Below are 16364 nucleotides of genomic sequence, written 5' to 3'. Positions count from 1 at the left end.
CAGACTGTACGTCCAGAGCGGGGGGAGCTCACAACGCCCGAGGCCAGCCGCTCGGCCGGGCGGGGGACGCTATGTGACGCTTCGCCAGCCCTGATCCGATTTGTTCGGGTGCTACTGCTTCGCCCGCTCGGCGATCCGCTCGACCAGTCGGCGGTTCACCGTCTCCGGCAGCAGGTGCGAGACGTCGCCCCCGTACGAGGCGACCTCCTTGACCAGGGTGGAGGAGAGGAAGCTGTAGGTCGGCGAGGTCGGCACGAAGAGCGTCTCGACGCCGCTCAGGCCGCGGTTCATCTGGGCCATCTGCAGCTCGTAGTCGAAGTCGCTGACCGCCCGCAGGCCCTTGATGATCGCCGGGATGCCGCGCTCCCGGCAGAAGTCCACCAGCAGGCCGTAGTGCGACTCGACCACGATGTTGCCGTACTGGGAGGTGGTCTCCTCGATCAGCGCGATCCGCTCCTCGACGGTGAACATGCCCTGCTTGTTCTTGTTGATCGCCACCGCGACATGGACCACGTCGTACAGCTTGGAGGCACGCTCGATGATGTCGAGGTGCCCGTTGGTGATCGGGTCGAAGGAACCCGGGCAGACGGCGCGGCGCATGACATGGACTCCCTTGTGGGGCCTGATGGGTGGGCTGCTACGAGTCTTCGGCAGGTCCGTTGGCGGCGCGACCGTACCAGAGGGTGCCCTCGCCGTACCGCCGGGAGCGCTCGGCCTCGAAACCCTCGGGCCAGCCGAACTCGCCGCCCCTGGTGCTGCGTTCCACCGTGACGAGTGCGTCCACCGTGAGCCAGCCCCCGGCCAGGAGTGTGACCAGCATCTCCCGTACCTCGTCGTCGGTGACCGAGTACGGCGGGTCCAGGAAGACCAGGTCGTACGGGGTCTCCGGGGCCCGTCCCGCGATCACCCGTTCGGCCCGGTCGGCCCGCACCTCGGCGCCCGGCAGGGCGACGATCCTGACGTTCTCCCGGATCACCTTCGCGGCGCCCGCGTCGGCCTCGACCAGCAGGACGTGCCCGGCGCCCCGGGACAGCGCCTCCAGGCCGACCGCTCCCGATCCGCCGAACAGGTCGAGCATCCGGGCTCCGTGCAGGGTGCCGCGCAGCGAGGCCAGCGTGGAGAACATCGCCTCCCGCGCCTTGTCGGAGGTCGGGCGGGTGGTCCGGCCGGGCAGCACGGAGAGACGGCGGCCACCGGCCACCCCGGCGATCACGCGGGTCATGAGAAGTGCGGTCCCTTCCTGGATACAGCTGCCTGGGCGCACCTGCCTGGATGCACCCGACACACGCTATCCGCTGGTCGGCCGCCGGGCGCACGCACAGCGGCGCGGGCGCCCACCGACCGCCGTCGGTGAACGCCCGCGCCACTGGCTCCGGGGCTTCCTACTCGACCGCGCCCACGATGCTCGGCGAGGCGTAGCGGGACCAGGACAGGCAGCCGTCGGGCGGGCAGTACTCGGGCTTGCGCGGGTCGTGGCCGAGCTCGCGCAGCTTGGTGCGGACGGAGTCCGGCGTCCGGCCGAAGCGGGCGGCGATCCGGGCCACCGTGTCGGCGTCGTGGAACCGGCGGGTCAGCTCCTCCTCGTGCTGGGGCACCCAGGGGGCGCCGTGTCCGGGGTAGAGCTCGCGCAGCACGTCGCGGTCGGGGATGGGTTCGGAGACGTCGGCGACGATGGCCATCGCCCGCAGCGCGCGGTTCAGCGCGATCCGCAGGTTGGCCACGTCCTCCACCGGCAGCCGGAGCTTGCCGGTGGCCAGCGGGGTGGCGGCGGCGCCCTCGCGCCAGCCGGTCAGGGTGAGGGTGACCTCACGGTCGTCCTCGCTGGCCAGCTCGATCCGGAAGACCTTGTCGCCCAGCGGAAGCTCGTTGAGATGACGGAAAGCCAAGGCGGAACCCCCAGGTGTCGTGCCGGGAGCGCACCTTGGGGGTGCGTCCCGAACAACTACATTCTCTCCCCCGCCACTGACAATTCCGTGGCCCAACGGCCCTTGGGAGAAAGGGAATTACCCCTTCTCCAGGTACTCCGCGCGGTCCTCGTCGAGCAGGCTCTCCAGGGCCGTCCGCAGCTCCGGGTGGGCGGCCAGCGTCGGGTCCTCGGCGACCAGCCGGACGGCCTCCTCGCGGGCGGTCGCGATGACCTCCTCGTCGTCCAGCACCGAGAGCACCTTGAGCGAGGACTTCACCCCGGACTGGGCCTGGCCGAGCACGTCGCCCTCCCGGCGCTGCTCCAGGTCGATCCGGGACAGCTCGAAGCCGTCCAGGGTGCCGGCCACCGCGTCCAGCCGGGCCCGGGCCGCGCCGGCCGCGGGCATGTCGCTGACCAGCAGGCAGAGGCCGGGGGCCGAGCCGCGGCCGACCCGGCCGCGCAGCTGGTGCAGCTGGGAGACGCCGAACCGGTCGGCGTCCATGATCACCATCGCGGTCGAGTTGGGGACGTTCACGCCGACCTCGATCACCGTGGTGGCGACCAGCACGTCCACCTGCCCGGCCGCGAACCGCCGCATCACGTCGTCCTTGGCCTCCGGCGTCAGCCGCCCGTGCAGGATCTCCACCCGCAGCCCGGCCAGCGGGCCCTTGGTGAGCATCTCGGCGGTGTCCACCACCGAGAGCGGCGGGCGCTTCTCGTCGCCGGCGGCACCGAGGTCCTCCGGGTCGTCCGCCGCCGCCTTGCGCTTCTTCTTCCCCGGCGCGTCCGGCGGCTCGTCGCCGATCCGGGGGCAGACCACGTACGCCTGGTGGCCCTTGCCGACCTCCTCGCGGACCCGCTCCCAGGCCCGGGCCAGGAAGTTGGGCTTCTCCACGGCGGGCACCACGTGGGTGGAGATCGGCGAGCGCCCGGCCGGCAGCTGGTCCAGCACCGAGGTCTCCAGGTCGCCGAAGACCGTCATCGCGACCGTGCGCGGGATCGGGGTGGCCGTCATCACCAGCAGGTGCGGCGGCTGCTCGCCCTTGGCCCGCAGCGCGTCCCGCTGCTCGACGCCGAACCGGTGCTGCTCGTCCACCACCACCAGGCCGAGGTCCTGGAACTGCACCTTGTCCTCGATCAGCGCGTGCGTCCCGATCGCGATCCCGGCGTCCCCGCAGGCCATGTCGAGCATCGCCTGCCGGCGCGCGGCCGTCCCCATCGAGCCGGTCAGCAGCGCGACCTTCGTCCCCAGGTCGGAGCCGCCCAGCATGCCGCCCTCGGCCAGGTCACCCATCATCTCGACGATCGACCGGTGGTGCTGCTGCGCGAGCACCTCGGTCGGCGCCAGCAGCACCGCCTGCCCGCCCGCGTCCACCACGGCCAGCATCGCCCGCAGCGCCACCAGGGTCTTGCCCGAGCCGACCTCGCCCTGGAGCAGGCGGTGCATCGGGTGCTCGGTGGCCAGGTCGGTGAAGATCTCGGCGGAGACGGTCTTCTGCCCGTCCGTCAGCTCGAACGGGAGGCGGGCGTCGAAGGCGTCCAGCAGGCCGTCCGGTACGGGCTTGCGGGCGACGGCGGGCAGGGCGGAGTCGGCGGCCCGGCGCTGGGCCAGCGCGACCTGGAGGACGAACGCCTCGTCCCAGCGCAGGCGGTCCTGGGCACGCTCCTTGTCGGCCTGGTTGCGCGGGCGGTGGATCAGCTCCAGGGCCTCGGGGAGCGGGATCAGCTCGTGCTTCCCGCGCAGCTCGGCGGGGAGCGGCTCGCCGACGTCGGCGAGGTGCTTGTCGAGGGCCACCTCGACGCAGAGCGAGAGCTTCCAGCTGGGCATCTGGGCGCTCGCGGGGTAGACCGGGATCAGCCGGCCGGCGAACTTGTCCGCCTCCGGGGTGCCGTCCTCGGCGTCGATCAACTGGTAGTCGGGGGAAGCGAGTTGGCGCTTTCCGTTGAAGACGCCGACCTTCCCGGCGAACAGGCCCTGGGAGCCGGTGCGGAGGTCCTTCTGCCGCCAGCCCTGGTTGAAGAAGACCAGGCTGAGCCGCCCGCGCCCGTCGGTGACCACCACTTCGAGGCGGTCGCCCTTGCGGGCCTTGAACGGGATCAGGGTGACCTTCTCGATCCGGGCCAGCACGGTGACGTGCTCGTCCACCTCCAGCTCGTCCAGGCTGGTGAGCTGGCCGCGTTCCACGTACCGCCGGGGGTAGTGGTGCAGCAGGTCGCCGACCGTGCGCAGCTTGAGGCTGTCGGCCAGCACCTTGGCGGTGCGGTCGCCGACCAGCTTGGTCAGAGATTCATCGAGAGCGCCCATCAGGACCTATTGGACACCACGGGGGCGACAGCCCGGGTCACTCGACCCCGATCAGCAGGGTGGCCGACTGCTGGCGGCCGTCGTAGACCACGGTGTCCACCTCGGGGCGCTGCCCGCGGGCGTGTGCGACCAGCCGGTCGGCCAGCTCGGCGGGGGCGCCCTCGCCGAGCACCAGGGTGACCAGCTCGCCGCCGGCCGCCAGCATCCGGCCGAGCAGTTCCTCACCGATGGCGACCAGGTCGGCGCCGATCACCACCACGTCGCCGTCGATCAGGCCGAGCACGTCGCCGGCCTGGCAGACCCCGGCCATGGTCCAGGACTCGCCCTCGGCGACGGCGAGTTCGGCGTACCGGGTGGCCCCGGCGGCGGAGGTCATCGCCACCACGTCCTCGTCGAACCGGCGGGCGGGCTCGTGCACGGCGAGCGCGGCCAGGCCCTGCACCGGCGAGCGGGTGGGCAGCACCGCGATCCGTACGCCGTCCTGCCGGAGCTGGTCGGCGGCGGCTCCGGCGGCGGCCCGCAGCTCGGGGTCGTTGAGCAGCAGGACCACCTCGTGCGCGGCGCAGCGGCGGACGGCGGTGACCAGTTCGGCACTGGCCGGCGGCCGGTCCGGGTCGGCGTGCAGGACCTGGGCGCCGGCCCGTTCGCAGAGTTCGGCCAGGCCGGCGCCGGTCACCACGCTGAGCACGGCCCGGCCGACGGTGGTCTCCCGCCGCTCGCCGGCCCGGGCGGCGGCCTCGGCGAAGTGGGTGATCCGGATCTGGTACGGCCGGCCGGCCCGCACCCCGGCCTCGACGGCGGCGCCCGCGTCGTCCACGTGCACGTGGACGTTCCACAGGCCGTCGCCGCCGCCGACCACCAGCGAGTCGCCGAGCCCGGCCAGCTCGGCGCGGAGCCTCGGCAGGGTCCGGTCGGGGGCTTCCAGCAGGTAGATCACCTCGAAGGCGGGGTGGCCGGGGCCGGGCGGGCGTTCGTGCCCCTCGCAGCCGGCCGGGCGGACCTCACGGACGAACTCCTGCCGGAGCGGCCCCATCGGGGTCTTGCCGGTGACGGCGTCCGAGAGGGTCCCGAGGATGGCGACCAGTCCGCGCCCGCCGGCGTCCACCACCCCGGCCTCGGCGAGGACGGCGAGCTGGGAGGGGGTGCGCAGCAGCGCCTCCCGGGCGGCCCGGTAGGCGGCGTCGGTGGCCTCGGCCAGCGAGCCCGCGCCCTGGGCGGCGGCCCGGGCGGCGGCGGCCGCGACGGTGAGCAGGGTGCCCTCGACCGGTTCGGCGACCGCCTGGTAGGCGGACTCGGCGGCCCGCTGCAGCCCCTTCCGCAGGTCGGCGGGCTCGCCGCCGAGCGCGAGCACCTCGGCCAGGCCGCGCAGCCACTGGGCCAGGATCACCCCGGAGTTGCCCTGGGCGCCGATCAGCGCGCCCCGGGCGCCCGCGCTCATCGCGGCGCCGAGCCCGGGGTCGCCCTGCTCCGCGAAGCACTGCTCGACCGCCTCGGCGGCCGACTCCACGGTGAGGTAGAGGTTGGTGCCGGTGTCACCGTCCGGCACGGGGTAGACGTTGAGGGCGTCGATCTCCTCGCGGGCCTGGCCGAGCGCGGTCAGGGCGAGGCGGCACCAGGTGCGGACGGTGGTGGCGTCGAGCGTGTCCAGCACCAGGTCTCTCCTCCGGGTGAACGCGACCCGAACCCCGGGCGGGGACACGGGTGAACGCGGTGGCAAGGGGCGATGTTGGCAGGTTATCCGGAGCGGGTGGGGATCGGTGCTGGCCGGAGGGCTGCCGGGGATGATCAAGGGCCGGACCGTGGTAGTTTCGTTGAACGGGATTCGGCGTTGTATGCTCTCCCGGTTGCCCGGAACAGTCCGGGCTCACCCCTTGAAGCGGTCCGGTCCACGCGAGTGGCCCGAGTTGGTTCAGCCGGGGTTTTCGAACGTAAATGATCTGAAGTCTTGGAGTGACTCCTGTGGCTGCCAACTGCGACGTCTGCGGCAAGGGGCCGGGCTTCGGCAACAGCATCTCCCACTCGCACCGCCGTACTCCCCGTCGTTGGAACCCCAACATTCAGACGGTGCGTGCGACGGTCGGTCGGACGCCGAAGCGGCTCAACGTCTGCACCTCGTGCATCAAGGCCGGTAAGGTCTCGCGCTGACGCGCAGACCGGTTAGCCGGTCCTCCAGATCGCCGATTCACCCTCGGGTGGGTCGGCTTTCTGTCTTACTGCCTTGCCGTGTACCGGTTGAAGGGCGGGCCCCCGGGCCCGCCCTTCGGTCGTTTCCGGAACCGGGTCAGCGCCACTGCCAGGCGTGGTCCACCGGGCCGATGCCCGCGCCCAGCGCGAAGCCGCCCTCGATCGCACCGGTGACGTACGCCTTCGCGGCCGCCACCGCCGCCGGCATCGCCGCGCCCTTGGCGAGCTCGGACGCGATCGCGCTGGCCAGGGTGCAGCCGGTGCCGTGGGTGTGCCGGTTGTCGTGCCGGGGCGCCCGGTACCAGTGCGCCGAGCCGTCGGCGCCGACCAGCAGGTCGGCGGCCTCCCCTTCGAGGTGGCCGCCCTTGATCAGCACCCAGGCCGGTCCGTGGCCGAGCAGCGCCTCGGCGGCCGCCGCCATGTCCCGCTCGCCGGTCACCTCGATGCCGGTGAGCTGGGTCACCTCGTGCAGGTTGGGCGTGGCGAGGGTGGCCACCGGCAGCAGCCGCTCCCGTACGGTGGCCACCGCCTCGGCGGCCAGCAGCGCGTCGCCGTGCTTGGAGACGCCGACCGGGTCGACCACCACCGGGGCGTCCACCCCGGCGAGCAGCTCGGAGACGGTCTCCACCAGGGCGACCGAGGCGAGCATGCCGGTCTTCACGGCCTGCACGCCGATGTCGTCGACCACACTGCGGAACTGGGCCCGGACCGCCTCGGCCGGGAGTTCCCAGTAGCCCTGGACCCCGACCGAGTTCTGCGCGGTGACGGCGGTGAGCACGCTCATGCCGTGCACACCGAGCGCGAGCATCGTCTTGAGATCGGCCTGGATGCCGGCTCCGCCCCCGGAGTCCGAACCGGCCACGGTGAGGACTCTGGGAGGCGCCGTCGAGCCGGCCACCGTGCGTACGCGAGGAGGAGCAACCATGCCCGCCAACCTACCGAACATCCGTCAGAGGACGGCTTCGGACTCCGTCCAGCGGTCCTGCGGCACGGTCTTCAGCCGGGTGACCGCCTCGGCCACCGGGGCCAGCACGATCTCGGTGCCGCGCAGCGCGGTGAAGTGCCCGAAGGCACCCTTGTGCACGGCCTCCACGGCGTGCCAGCCGAACCGGGTGGCCAGCACCCGGTCCCGCGCGGTGGGCGTGCCGCCGCGCTGGGTGTGCCCGAGGATGACCGGCCTGGACTCCTTGCCGAGCAGGTCCTCCAGCTCGTGCGCGAGCCGGGTGCCGATCCCGCCGAAGGTCTGGTGACCGTACTGGTCGACCGCGCCGTGGTCGAAGCGGAGCGTGCCGGGCATCGGCTCGGCCCCCTCGGCGACCGCGATGATGGCGAACTTCTTGCCGCGCTGGAAGCGCTCCTCGATCATCCGGGCCACCGCCTCGATGTCGAACGGCTTCTCCGGGATCAGGATCCCGTGCGCGCCACCGGCCATCCCGGCGGTGAGCGTGATCCAGCCGGTGTGACGTCCCATCAGCTCGACCACCATCACCCGCTGGTGCGACTCGGCGGTGGTCTTCAGCCGGTCGATCGCCTCGGTGGCCACGTGCACGGCGGTGTCGAAGCCGAAGGTCACGTCGGTGGCGTCGATGTCGTTGTCGATGGTCTTCGGTACGCCGACCACCGGCAGCCCGGCGTCGCTGAACATCTTGGCGGCCGTCAGGGTGCCCTCGCCGCCGATCGCGATCAGCGCGTCGATGCCGATGTTCTTCGCCAGCAGCCCGGCGTTCTCCACCGCCCAGTCGATCCGCTCCCGCTGCACCCGGGCCGAGCCCAGGATGGTGCCGCCCAGGGTGAGCAGACCGGTCACGTCGTCGTGCGAGACGGGCCGGGTGCGGCCCTCGATCAGGCCGAGGAAGCCGTCCTCGATCCCGATGATCTCGTCGCCGTGCACGTCCGTGCCGCGATGGACCACCGAGCGGATCACCGCGTTGAGGCCGGGGCAGTCTCCACCGCTGGTCAGGACACCGATTCTCATGGGGGTGTGCTCTCCCGCTCCTGGGGCAGCGCAGGCCCCCGAGTTGATGGATTCTCATACGAACCGGACACCCCGGACAGACCGGACATGCCGACAGCGACAGGCTACCCGCCCGACCTGTCGTCAGCTCAAATCCTGCGCTCCGGCACCGTTGCTCCGCAGCACAGCGTCGATGTCACTGCTCCGCAGCACAGCGTCGACCTCACTGCTCCGCAGCGAAGTGATCCCAGCCGCCGGCCCGGTCCCACGGAGCGCCGTCCACGGTGACCTGTCCACCCCGGGCCGCGCTCGCCGTGCGCACCACCTCACCGACCACACGCCATCGGGCGGGCAGCTGGACGGTGCTCGGGAAGGTGGCCACGATCGCGTGGTCCTCCCCGCCGGACAGCACCCATACAAGCGGATCGACCCCGACCGCCTGGCCGATGTCCGCCATCTGGGCAGGCACGTCGAAGTCCGCCGCGCGCAGGTCGATGTCCACCCCGCTGGCCTTCGCGACATGGCCCAGGTCGGCCACCAGACCGTCGCTCACGTCGATCATCGAGGTGGCGCCGAGGTCGGCCCCGGCCGGGCCCGCGTGGTACGGCGGCTCCGGACGGCGGTGTGCCTCGACGAAGGCCCGCGGCGAGCGGAAGCCCCGGGACAGCACGGTCAGCCCGGCGGCGGACCAGCCCAGCCAGCCGGTCACCGCGACCACGTCGCCGAGCTGGGCGCCGGAGCGCTTCACCGGGGCCCGGCCCTGCAGGTCGCCGAGCGCGGTGATGGCCAGCGTGATGGTCTCCCCGCGCACCACGTCGCCGCCGACCACGGTGGCCCCCGCCACCTGGCACTCGTCCCGCAGGCCGTCCATCAGCTCGGTGGCCCAGGTGGTCGGCAGATCGCCCGGGGTGACCAGGCCGAGCAGGATCGCGGTCGGCACCGCCCCCATCGCGGCGATGTCGGCCAGGTTCTGCGCGGCGCACTTGCGGCCGACGTCGTACGCGGTGGACCAGTCCCGGCGGAAGTGCCGGCCCTCGATCAGCACGTCGGTACTGGCCACCACCCGGCCGTCGGGCGTCTTCACCACGGCCGCGTCGTCACCCGGCCCGAGCTCCACGGCCGGGGTGAGCGGCAGCCGGGCGGTGAGCTCCCTGATGAGTCCGAACTCGCCGAGCTCGCCCACGGTCCCCTGCATCTGCCGTCCTCTCTCACTGACCTGACTCCAGGCCGCTCCTGCGCGCCCCCGCGCGCAGCGTACGCCCTCGGGCGGTACCGGGGTCTCCCGTACCCGGCCCACCGGGCGGTAGCGTGGTGATCAGACTGCCGATCAGCCCACCCCGCTGGAGGTCCCCCGTGGTACAGGCATACATCCTGATCCAGACCGAGGTGGGCAAGGCCACCGCTGTGGCCCAGTCGATCGCCAAGATCGACGGAGTGCTCACCGCCGAGGACGTCACCGGGCCGTACGACGTGATCGTGCGCGCCGAGGCCGAGACCATCGACGACCTCGGCCGCCTGGTGGTCGCCCAGGTCCAGCAGGTCGAGGGCATCACCCGGACGCTGACCTGCCCGGTGGTCCGCTTGTAGGGCCTGGCTACCATCGCGGGGTGACCCGTCTCCGGAGCCTGCCCGCCGCCGTCCGCTGGGGCGTCCCGCCCGCCGTCCTGCTGACCTGCACCGGTCTGCTCGGCTGGAGCTGGAGCCTGCCCGCCGACGTCACTCCCCCGACACCCCGTGCCGCCGAGGCGGGCTTCTGCGAAGCACTCGACCGGGCCCTGCCCGGCTCGGTGCTCGGCCACCACCGTGACGACCCGTCACCCGCCTCGCCGTACACCGCCGGCTGGGACAGCTCGCCCCGGACGGTGCTCCGGTGCGGGCTGGCCCGGCCCGACTACCTGAACGACGACCCGCTGGCCTCCGCCCCCGAGGTCAACGACGTCCAGTGGGGCATGACCCGTGACCCCGACGGCGGCTACCGCTTCGTCACCACCCTGCGGAAGACCTACGTCGAGGTCACCGTCCCCCCGGGCGCCTACCCCAACTACATCGACCCGCTCAGCTCCCTGACCGACGCCATCAAGGCCACCGTCCCCGACGGCCTCTAGGCAGGCGCTCAACAGTCGATTGCCCAGGGGCTCGGGGCTGCACCATAGGCAGGCGCCTGAGGATCTACGGTCCAGGGGCTCGGGGAACTGCGAGGAGATCTGGCGCCGGGGTCACTACGAAAGTGCCTGACCACCTACGCGACGATCACCTTGCAAAGGCCGGCGTCGCCCACGCGGCGGAGCCGCACATCGGCAGAGCCCCGAGCCCCTGGCGGTGCACCACGTGCGCCCACGCGGCGGAGCCGCACAACAGCAGAGCCCCGAGCCCCTGAGGGTGCACCTCGTGCCAAAGGTCAGCGCAGGCCCGTGGAGCGGTTCAGGGCTGCCGTGAGGAGGCGGTCGATCAGCTCCGGGTAGGGCAGGCCGGTGGCCTCCCACATCTTGGGGTAGGCCGAGATGGGGGTGAAGCCGGGCATGGTGTTGATCTCGTTGACGATCCAGCTGCCGTCGGGGAGCAGGAAGAAGTCGACCCGGGCCAGGCCCTCGCAGCCGAGCGCGTCGAAGGCGAGCACCGCCTGCCGGCGGATCTCGGCCGTCTCGGCCTCGGTCAGCCGGGCCGGGATCTGCACCTCGGAGGAGTCGATGTACTTCGCCTCGAAGTCGTAGAACTCGTAGTCCCCGTCGACCAGCACCTCGGCCGGCAGGCTGGCCCGCGGACCGTCCTGGAACTCCAGCACGCCGCACTCGATCTCGCGGCCGTCCACGCCCAGCTCGACGATCACCTTGGGGTCGTGCCGGCGGGCCTCGTCGATCGCGGCGTCCAGGTCGGCCAGGTCCTTGACCTTGGTGATGCCCATGCTGGAGCCGGCCCGGCACGGCTTGACGAAGAGCGGCAGGCCGAGCGCGGCGATCCGCTCCCGGGCGGCGGTGCGACCGGCCTCGGTCTCCCACTCACGCGGGCGGACCACGGTGTAGTGGCCGACCCCGATGCCGTGCGACTCCAGGATCCGCTTGGTGAACTCCTTGTCCATGCCGGCCGCGCTGGCCAGCACGCCGGAGCCGACGTACGGGACGCCGGAGAGCTCCAACAGGCCCTGGATGGTGCCGTCCTCGCCCCACGGGCCGTGCAGCAGCGGCAGCACCACGTCGACCTCGCCGAGCACCTTCGGCGTGGCGCCGGGCTCGCTCCAGACCACCTCGCGGCTGGCCGGGCTGCCGGGCAGCGTGACCTGGCCCTCGGTGGATTCGGAGACGGCGTCGACGTCGGGGAGCTTCCCCTCGGTGATGGCCATCCGGGACGGTTCGTCGCCGACCAGGGCCCAGCGGCCCTCATGGGTGATGCCGATCGGCAGCACCTCGTACTTGCTCCGGTCGATCGCCCTGAGCACACTGCCGGCCGTGACGACCGAGATGCCGTGCTCGGAGCTGCGGCCGCCGAAGACGATCGCAACGCGCGGCTTGGCCGCGTTGGGGGAGGTCTTTTCGATGCTCATATCGTGTTCGAGACTACCGTGCGGGTCTTTCGGCGAAAGTCACCCGCGCGGTGGTGAGTTCAGTGGCGTTCGGGCTTCGCCGACCTGGCCATCAGCCCGGCCAGCACTTCCTGGGTGGGCCGGCCGTGGTGCACCACGTCCACCACGGCCGCCACGATCGGCATGTCGACCCCGTGCCGGCGGGCCAGGTCGAGCACCGACTCGCAGGACTTGACGCCCTCGGCGGTCTGGCTGGTGGCGGCGATGGTCTCGGCGACCGTCATGCCGCGGCCGAGGTTGGTGCCGAAGGTGTGGTTGCGGGAGAGCGGCGAGGAGCAGGTGGCCACCAGGTCGCCCATCCCGGCCAGCCCGGCGAAGGTGTGCGGGTCGGCGCCCAGGGTCAGGCCGAGCCGGGTGATCTCGGCCAGCCCACGGGTCATCAGGGTCGCCTTGGTGTTGTCGCCCAGGCCCATCCCGTCGGCCATCCCGACCGCCAGGCCGATCACGTTCTTCACCGCGCCGCCGAGCTCGCAGCCGACCACGTCGGTGTTGGTGTACGGGCGGAAGTAAGGCGTGTGACAGGCCGTCTGGAGCCGCTTGGCGACCAGCTCGTCGGTGCAGGCGACCACACTCGCGGCGGGCTGCTTGTTGGCGATCTCCAGCGCCAGGTTGGGGCCGCTGACCACGGCGACCCGCTCGGGGCCGACCTCGGCGATCTCCTGGATCACCTCGGACATCCGCTTGGCGGTGCCGAGTTCGATGCCCTTCATCAGCGAGACCAGCACCGTCTCGGGGCCGAGCAGCGGGGCCCAGGCGGCGAGGTTCTGACGGAGCGTCTGGGAGGGCACGGCGAGCACCGCGAACTCCGCCCCGGCCAGCGCCTCGGCGGGGTCGGTGGTGGCCCGGACGCTCTCCGCCAGCCGGGTGTCGGGCAGGTAGTCCGGGTTGACGTGGGTGGCGTTGATCGCGTCCACCAACTCCTGGCGGCGGCCCCACAGGGTCACCTCGCAGCCGGCGTCGGCCAGGATCATCGCGAAGGCGGTCCCCCAGGACCCGGTCCCGAACACGGCGCAGCGGGTCACTTGGTGGTCTCCTCGTCGTTCCGGTGGCCCGCCGCGCGGTCCTTCTTGGCGGCGTGGTCGTCGGCCCGTTGCTGGGCCGCCTTCCGCATGTCGTAGCGCTCGGCCGGCGGCTGCTCGCCGCGGATGTCCGCGAGCACCCCGGTGATCGCGGTCATGATGTCCTCGGTGGCGTCCCGGAGCACCTCGGCGGTCAGTTCCTGCCCCTGGTACCGGGTCAGGTCCACCGGCGGCCCGGCGGCCACGGTCACCTTGTGCCGGGGGAAGAGGTTCAACTTGCCCTTACCGCCCCGGCCGTACGGCGGGATGATCTCGTGGGCGCCCCAGTGCGCGACCGGGATGACCGGCGCGCCGGTCATCAGCGCGACCCGGGCCGCGCCGCTCTTGCCGGTCATCGGCCAGACGTCCGGGTCCCGGGTGAGGGTGCCCTCGGGGTAGAACTGCACGCACTGGCCCTGCTCGACGGCGGAGATCGCGGCGCGGAACGCCTTGGCCGCGTCGGTGGACTCGCGGAACACCGGGATCTGGCCGGTCTTCTTCAGCATGAAGCCGATGAACGGCACCGAGAACAGCCCGGCCTTGCCGAGCATCCGGGGCGGCCGGCCGCTGTTGTACTGCCAGTGCGCGTAGACCACCGGGTCGATCAGCGAGTTGTGGTTCACCACCACCAGGAAACCGCCGCGCTCGGGCAGGTGCTCCCAACCGCGCCAGTCCGGCTTCACCAGGGCGGTGGTCACCGGCTTCACGAGTGCGGCCGCGAAGCGGTACCAGATCCCGTAGTCGGCGTTGCCGAACCTGGCGTACGAGCGGCGAGCCACTCCTGCTCCTCTTCCTCGGGCTGCGGCACGTGGGGTACCGCAGGTCGTTCGTCGTCCCTCGGGGCGCGGACCAGTCTCACCACTGGCCCCCTCGCTGTCGAGCGGCTTACCGGCCGCCCCGGCCCGGGAGGCGTCACACCTCGCTCCGGCCGGGCCGCCTGGTCAGCGGTCCGCCACCGGCGCGAGAATGGCGCCGATGACCCAGGACACCGTACGCCCCGCAGTGCCGCCCGTGCCCACGCCCCACCCCGAGTGGTCGTTGGTGTTGCCGGTGAAGCCGCTCGCCCTGGCGAAGAGCCGGCTGGCGCCGTTCGCCGGTGCGCACCGGCCCGCGCTGGCGCTGGCGTTCGCGCTGGACACCGTGACGGCCGCGCTGGCCTGCCCGCTGGTGGCCCGGGTGCTGGTGGTCACCCAGGACGCGCTGGCCGGTGCGCAGCTGGCCCGGCTGGGGGCGCTGGTGGTGACGGACGAACCCGGCGGCGGGCTCAACCCGGCGCTCGACCACGGCGCCGCGCTGGCCCGGCGGCTGGCGCCGGACGCCCCGCTGGCGGTGCTCTCGGCCGACCTGCCGGCCCTGCGCAGCGCCGAACTGGCCCGGGTGCTGGCGGCCGCCTCGGCGCACGGCGGGCGGTGCTTCCTGGCCGACTCCCCCGGGCTCGGCACCACCCTGCTGGCCTGCCCGCCCGGCAGCGCGCTGGCCCCCCGGTTCGGCGACGGCTCGCGGGCCCGGCACGCGGCCGGCGGCGCCGCCGAGCTCAGCCCGGACGACGTGGTCTCGGTGCGCCGGGACGTGGACACCGGGGCGGACCTGCTGGCCGCCCTGGCGCTCGGGGTCGGGCCGCACACCGCCGCCGTCGCCTGCGCTCCGGTCTGCTCCTGACGGCCGCGGGCCCGTCGCTATGCTGCTGCCATGCAGGCCACCTCGTACACCTTCGACCCAGCCACCCGCACCGGCTCGGTCCTCCTGGACGACGGCACCCCCGTCCCGTTCGACGCCCCGGCCTTCGACGCCGGCGGCCTGCGGCTGCTCCGCCCCGGCCAGCGGCTGCGGATCCGCACCGAGGGCAGCGGCGAGGCCCGCCGGGTGGTCTTCCTGACCCTGCAGACCTTCCCCGACCCGGCGGACCGGGCGAGCTGACGCCCCCGCGCCGCCCGGCCGGGCTCAGGCCCGGGTCACCTCGATCAGGTGGGACCGGCCGCCGATCGCGAAACTGAGCGTCAATTCGCCGTCGCGATCGAGGAATTCCGTGACCCGTTCGACCGCTCCGTCGCCGAGGAAGAACCGGTAGGCCTCGAACTGGTTCCAGCCCAGCGGCAGCACCCGGAGGGCCTCCCAGAGGGCGTTCAGCGCGTCCTGGAGGTGGGTGAAGGTCGCGGGGGCGGCGATGTCCTCGATGGAGACGGTGAAGGCTCCGGGGGTGTTCACAGCTGCGGCTCCTGCTCGTGGTCACGGTCGAAGTCGGCCCAGACCCGCTGCGCGGTGTCGGTCCGGTCGTGGCCGAAGCGGTCCGCCCCGGCCAGCAGATCCAGCACCGTGAGCTGCGCCTCGGCGCTCAGCCCGTCGGGCAGCACCAGGTACAGCCGCCAGCCGCCGTCCAGCCCGACGCGGATCCTGGGCCGCCCTCCGGTGGCCCTGGCCAGGCGGTTCGCCACGTCAAACACCCTGGTGGTTCGCACGCAACGACTCTCCCCGCGAGCAGCTGGTTACGGAACGTGAATCTAAGTAATTAGATTCCACCTGATGCATTAGATTGTCAACGCTGAATCACCCGCCCTGCCGAACTCGGTCGGGTCGTGCCTGCCGCCGGGAGAGCCAGATGTCACCTGCTGAGCGCCAGTACCAGCGCATCGCCGCCGATCTGCGCCGCCGCATCGACCTGGGCGAGTGGCAGATCGGCGACGTCCTGCCGTCCCGCGCCAAGCTGGCGATCGAGTACGACGTCGACCCGAACGTGCTGCAGCGCGCCCAGCAGCTGCTGATCACCGAGGGCCTGCTGGAGGGCCGCAGCGGCTCAGGCACCTACGTCCGCCGCCCGGTGCCGCGGCGCGCGATGGTCCGCTCCAGGATCGGCACCCCGGCGTCCTTCCGGGCCGACCTGGGCGAGATCGACGGCACCGGCAGCTGGGAGTCCAGCACCGGGACCAACGTCCCCGCCCCGCCCGAGGCGGCCGCCCGGCTGGGCCTGGAGCCCGGGACGCCGACGGTGCACACGGTCTACGAGTTCCTGATCGACAGTCAGCCCGTCCTGCTCGCCAACAGCTGGGAGCCGCTGGCGCTGACCGAGGGCTCGCCGGTGATCTGTCCCGAGTACGGCCCGCTGGCCGGCCAGGGCGTGGTGCGCCGGATGGCGGCGATCGGGGTGCAGGTGGAGCGCGCGCTGGAGCGGACCCGCCCCTCCCGCGCCACCGCGCAGCAGGCCAACCTGCTCGGGGTGTCGGCCGGCGACCTGGTGACGCTGATCGAGCGCACCTACTACGACGCGGACGGCCGGGCAGTGGAGACCGCCGAGCTGGTGGTGCCGGATTCGCGCTGGGACATCAGCTACGAACTCCCGATCGGCCGTCAGGGGTCCTGACCGAAAAGAGCCGTGGCGGCCCGCT

The 16364-nt window shown here is 72.6% G+C and carries 19 protein-coding genes; 6 read left to right on the top strand and 13 right to left on the bottom strand.

Translation table 11 applies throughout. The features are described from left to right. Positions 1-111: 111 nt before the first annotated feature. From coaD to OHV05_RS22960, 5 genes are all read right to left on the bottom strand, one after another. Positions 112-600, bottom strand: coding sequence for a pantetheine-phosphate adenylyltransferase (gene coaD, locus OHV05_RS22980; RefSeq protein WP_405019323.1), 489 nt, complete (start codon positions 598-600; stop codon positions 112-114). 37 nt (positions 601-637) lie between these two features. After that, positions 638-1222, bottom strand: coding sequence for a 16S rRNA (guanine(966)-N(2))-methyltransferase RsmD (rsmD, locus tag OHV05_RS22975; protein ID WP_405019322.1), 585 nt, complete (start codon positions 1220-1222; stop codon positions 638-640). A gap of 160 nt (positions 1223-1382) precedes the next feature. After that, positions 1383-1886 carry a hypothetical protein gene (locus OHV05_RS22970; protein WP_403042042.1) on the bottom strand — a complete coding sequence of 168 codons (504 nt, stop codon included), beginning with the start codon at positions 1884-1886 and terminating at the stop codon, positions 1383-1385. Between the two features lie 117 nt (positions 1887-2003). Beyond that, entirely contained in the window at positions 2004-4211 is a 2208-nt protein-coding gene (gene recG / locus OHV05_RS22965; protein WP_405019321.1) for an ATP-dependent DNA helicase RecG, read from the bottom strand. Between the two features lie 37 nt (positions 4212-4248). After that, positions 4249-5862, bottom strand: a complete 1614-nt coding sequence (locus OHV05_RS22960; protein ID WP_405019320.1) for a DAK2 domain-containing protein — start codon at positions 5860-5862, stop codon at positions 4249-4251. 308 nt (positions 5863-6170) lie between these two features. Here OHV05_RS22960 and rpmB point away from each other — a divergent pair, with 308 nt between their 5' ends. Then, positions 6171-6356 (top strand): 50S ribosomal protein L28, encoded by a 186-nt coding sequence (gene rpmB / locus OHV05_RS22955; RefSeq protein WP_082598345.1) that lies wholly within the window; start codon positions 6171-6173, stop codon positions 6354-6356. 136 nt (positions 6357-6492) lie between these two features. On the opposite strand, the gene thiD is transcribed toward rpmB, so the two are convergent. The 3 genes from thiD to OHV05_RS22940 all read right to left on the bottom strand — a co-directional run bounded on the left by thiD (position 6493) and on the right by OHV05_RS22940 (position 9544). Then, positions 6493-7320: a bifunctional hydroxymethylpyrimidine kinase/phosphomethylpyrimidine kinase gene (gene thiD / locus OHV05_RS22950; RefSeq protein WP_405019319.1), complete on the bottom strand. Its 828-nt coding sequence runs from the start codon at positions 7318-7320 to the stop codon at positions 6493-6495. A gap of 24 nt (positions 7321-7344) precedes the next feature. Continuing rightward, on the bottom strand, positions 7345-8370 hold the full coding sequence (locus tag OHV05_RS22945) for a 6-phosphofructokinase (protein ID WP_405019318.1): 1026 nt from the start codon (positions 8368-8370) through the stop codon (positions 7345-7347). A gap of 202 nt (positions 8371-8572) precedes the next feature. Beyond that, positions 8573-9544, bottom strand: a complete 972-nt coding sequence (locus OHV05_RS22940; protein ID WP_403042054.1) for a thiamine-phosphate kinase — start codon at positions 9542-9544, stop codon at positions 8573-8575. A 158-nt stretch (positions 9545-9702) separates the two neighbouring features. Here OHV05_RS22940 and OHV05_RS22935 point away from each other — a divergent pair, with 158 nt between their 5' ends. Both OHV05_RS22935 and OHV05_RS22930 read left to right on the top strand, forming a co-directional pair. Next, complete coding sequence (locus tag OHV05_RS22935) at positions 9703-9936, top strand: Lrp/AsnC family transcriptional regulator (protein WP_057232247.1); 234 nt, start codon at positions 9703-9705, stop codon at positions 9934-9936. 20 nt (positions 9937-9956) lie between these two features. Then, positions 9957-10454, top strand: a complete 498-nt coding sequence (locus OHV05_RS22930) for a DUF3515 domain-containing protein (RefSeq protein WP_405019317.1) — start codon at positions 9957-9959, stop codon at positions 10452-10454. A gap of 293 nt (positions 10455-10747) precedes the next feature. Here OHV05_RS22930 and OHV05_RS22925 read toward each other — a convergent pair whose 3' ends face one another. From OHV05_RS22925 to OHV05_RS22915, 3 genes are read right to left on the bottom strand one after another with little or no spacing between them, the layout of a single operon-like run. Further along, complete coding sequence (locus tag OHV05_RS22925) at positions 10748-11887, bottom strand: D-alanine--D-alanine ligase family protein (protein WP_405019316.1); 1140 nt, start codon at positions 11885-11887, stop codon at positions 10748-10750. A 59-nt stretch (positions 11888-11946) separates the two neighbouring features. After that, the gene (locus OHV05_RS22920; protein ID WP_405019315.1) at positions 11947-12948 is read right to left on the bottom strand and encodes an NAD(P)H-dependent glycerol-3-phosphate dehydrogenase; all 1002 of its coding nucleotides are present in this window, start codon (positions 12946-12948) and stop codon (positions 11947-11949) included. After that, the gene (locus tag OHV05_RS22915) at positions 12945-13763 is read right to left on the bottom strand and encodes a lysophospholipid acyltransferase family protein (RefSeq protein WP_405019314.1); all 819 of its coding nucleotides are present in this window, start codon (positions 13761-13763) and stop codon (positions 12945-12947) included. Before OHV05_RS22915 ends, OHV05_RS22920 begins: the two co-directional genes overlap by 4 nt. 196 nt (positions 13764-13959) lie before the next feature. Here OHV05_RS22915 and cofC point away from each other — a divergent pair, with 196 nt between their 5' ends. Next, positions 13960-14643 (top strand): 2-phospho-L-lactate guanylyltransferase, encoded by a 684-nt coding sequence (gene cofC, locus OHV05_RS22910; protein ID WP_405019313.1) that lies wholly within the window; start codon positions 13960-13962, stop codon positions 14641-14643. A gap of 30 nt (positions 14644-14673) precedes the next feature. Beyond that, complete coding sequence (locus OHV05_RS22905) at positions 14674-14901, top strand: hypothetical protein (protein ID WP_403042071.1); 228 nt, start codon at positions 14674-14676, stop codon at positions 14899-14901. Positions 14902-14925: 24 nt separating this feature from the next. On the opposite strand, the gene OHV05_RS22900 is transcribed toward OHV05_RS22905, so the two are convergent. Both OHV05_RS22900 and OHV05_RS22895 read right to left on the bottom strand, forming a co-directional pair. Next, positions 14926-15189, bottom strand: a complete 264-nt coding sequence (locus tag OHV05_RS22900) for a hypothetical protein (protein WP_403042073.1) — start codon at positions 15187-15189, stop codon at positions 14926-14928. Then, positions 15186-15416, bottom strand: a complete 231-nt coding sequence (locus tag OHV05_RS22895) for a hypothetical protein (protein WP_405019312.1) — start codon at positions 15414-15416, stop codon at positions 15186-15188. The genes OHV05_RS22900 and OHV05_RS22895 overlap by 4 nt, the downstream gene beginning before the upstream one ends. A gap of 164 nt (positions 15417-15580) precedes the next feature. On the opposite strand from OHV05_RS22895, the gene OHV05_RS22890 reads away from it, so the two are divergent. Continuing rightward, complete coding sequence (locus tag OHV05_RS22890; protein WP_405019311.1) at positions 15581-16339, top strand: GntR family transcriptional regulator; 759 nt, start codon at positions 15581-15583, stop codon at positions 16337-16339. The last annotated feature ends 25 nt before the right edge of the window (positions 16340-16364 follow it).

This window comes from Kitasatospora sp. NBC_00070, from assembly GCF_045041205.1.
Taxonomy (GTDB): Bacteria; Actinomycetota; Actinomycetes; order Streptomycetales; family Streptomycetaceae; genus Kitasatospora.
This window is presented reverse-complemented; position numbering and strand designations above follow the sequence as displayed.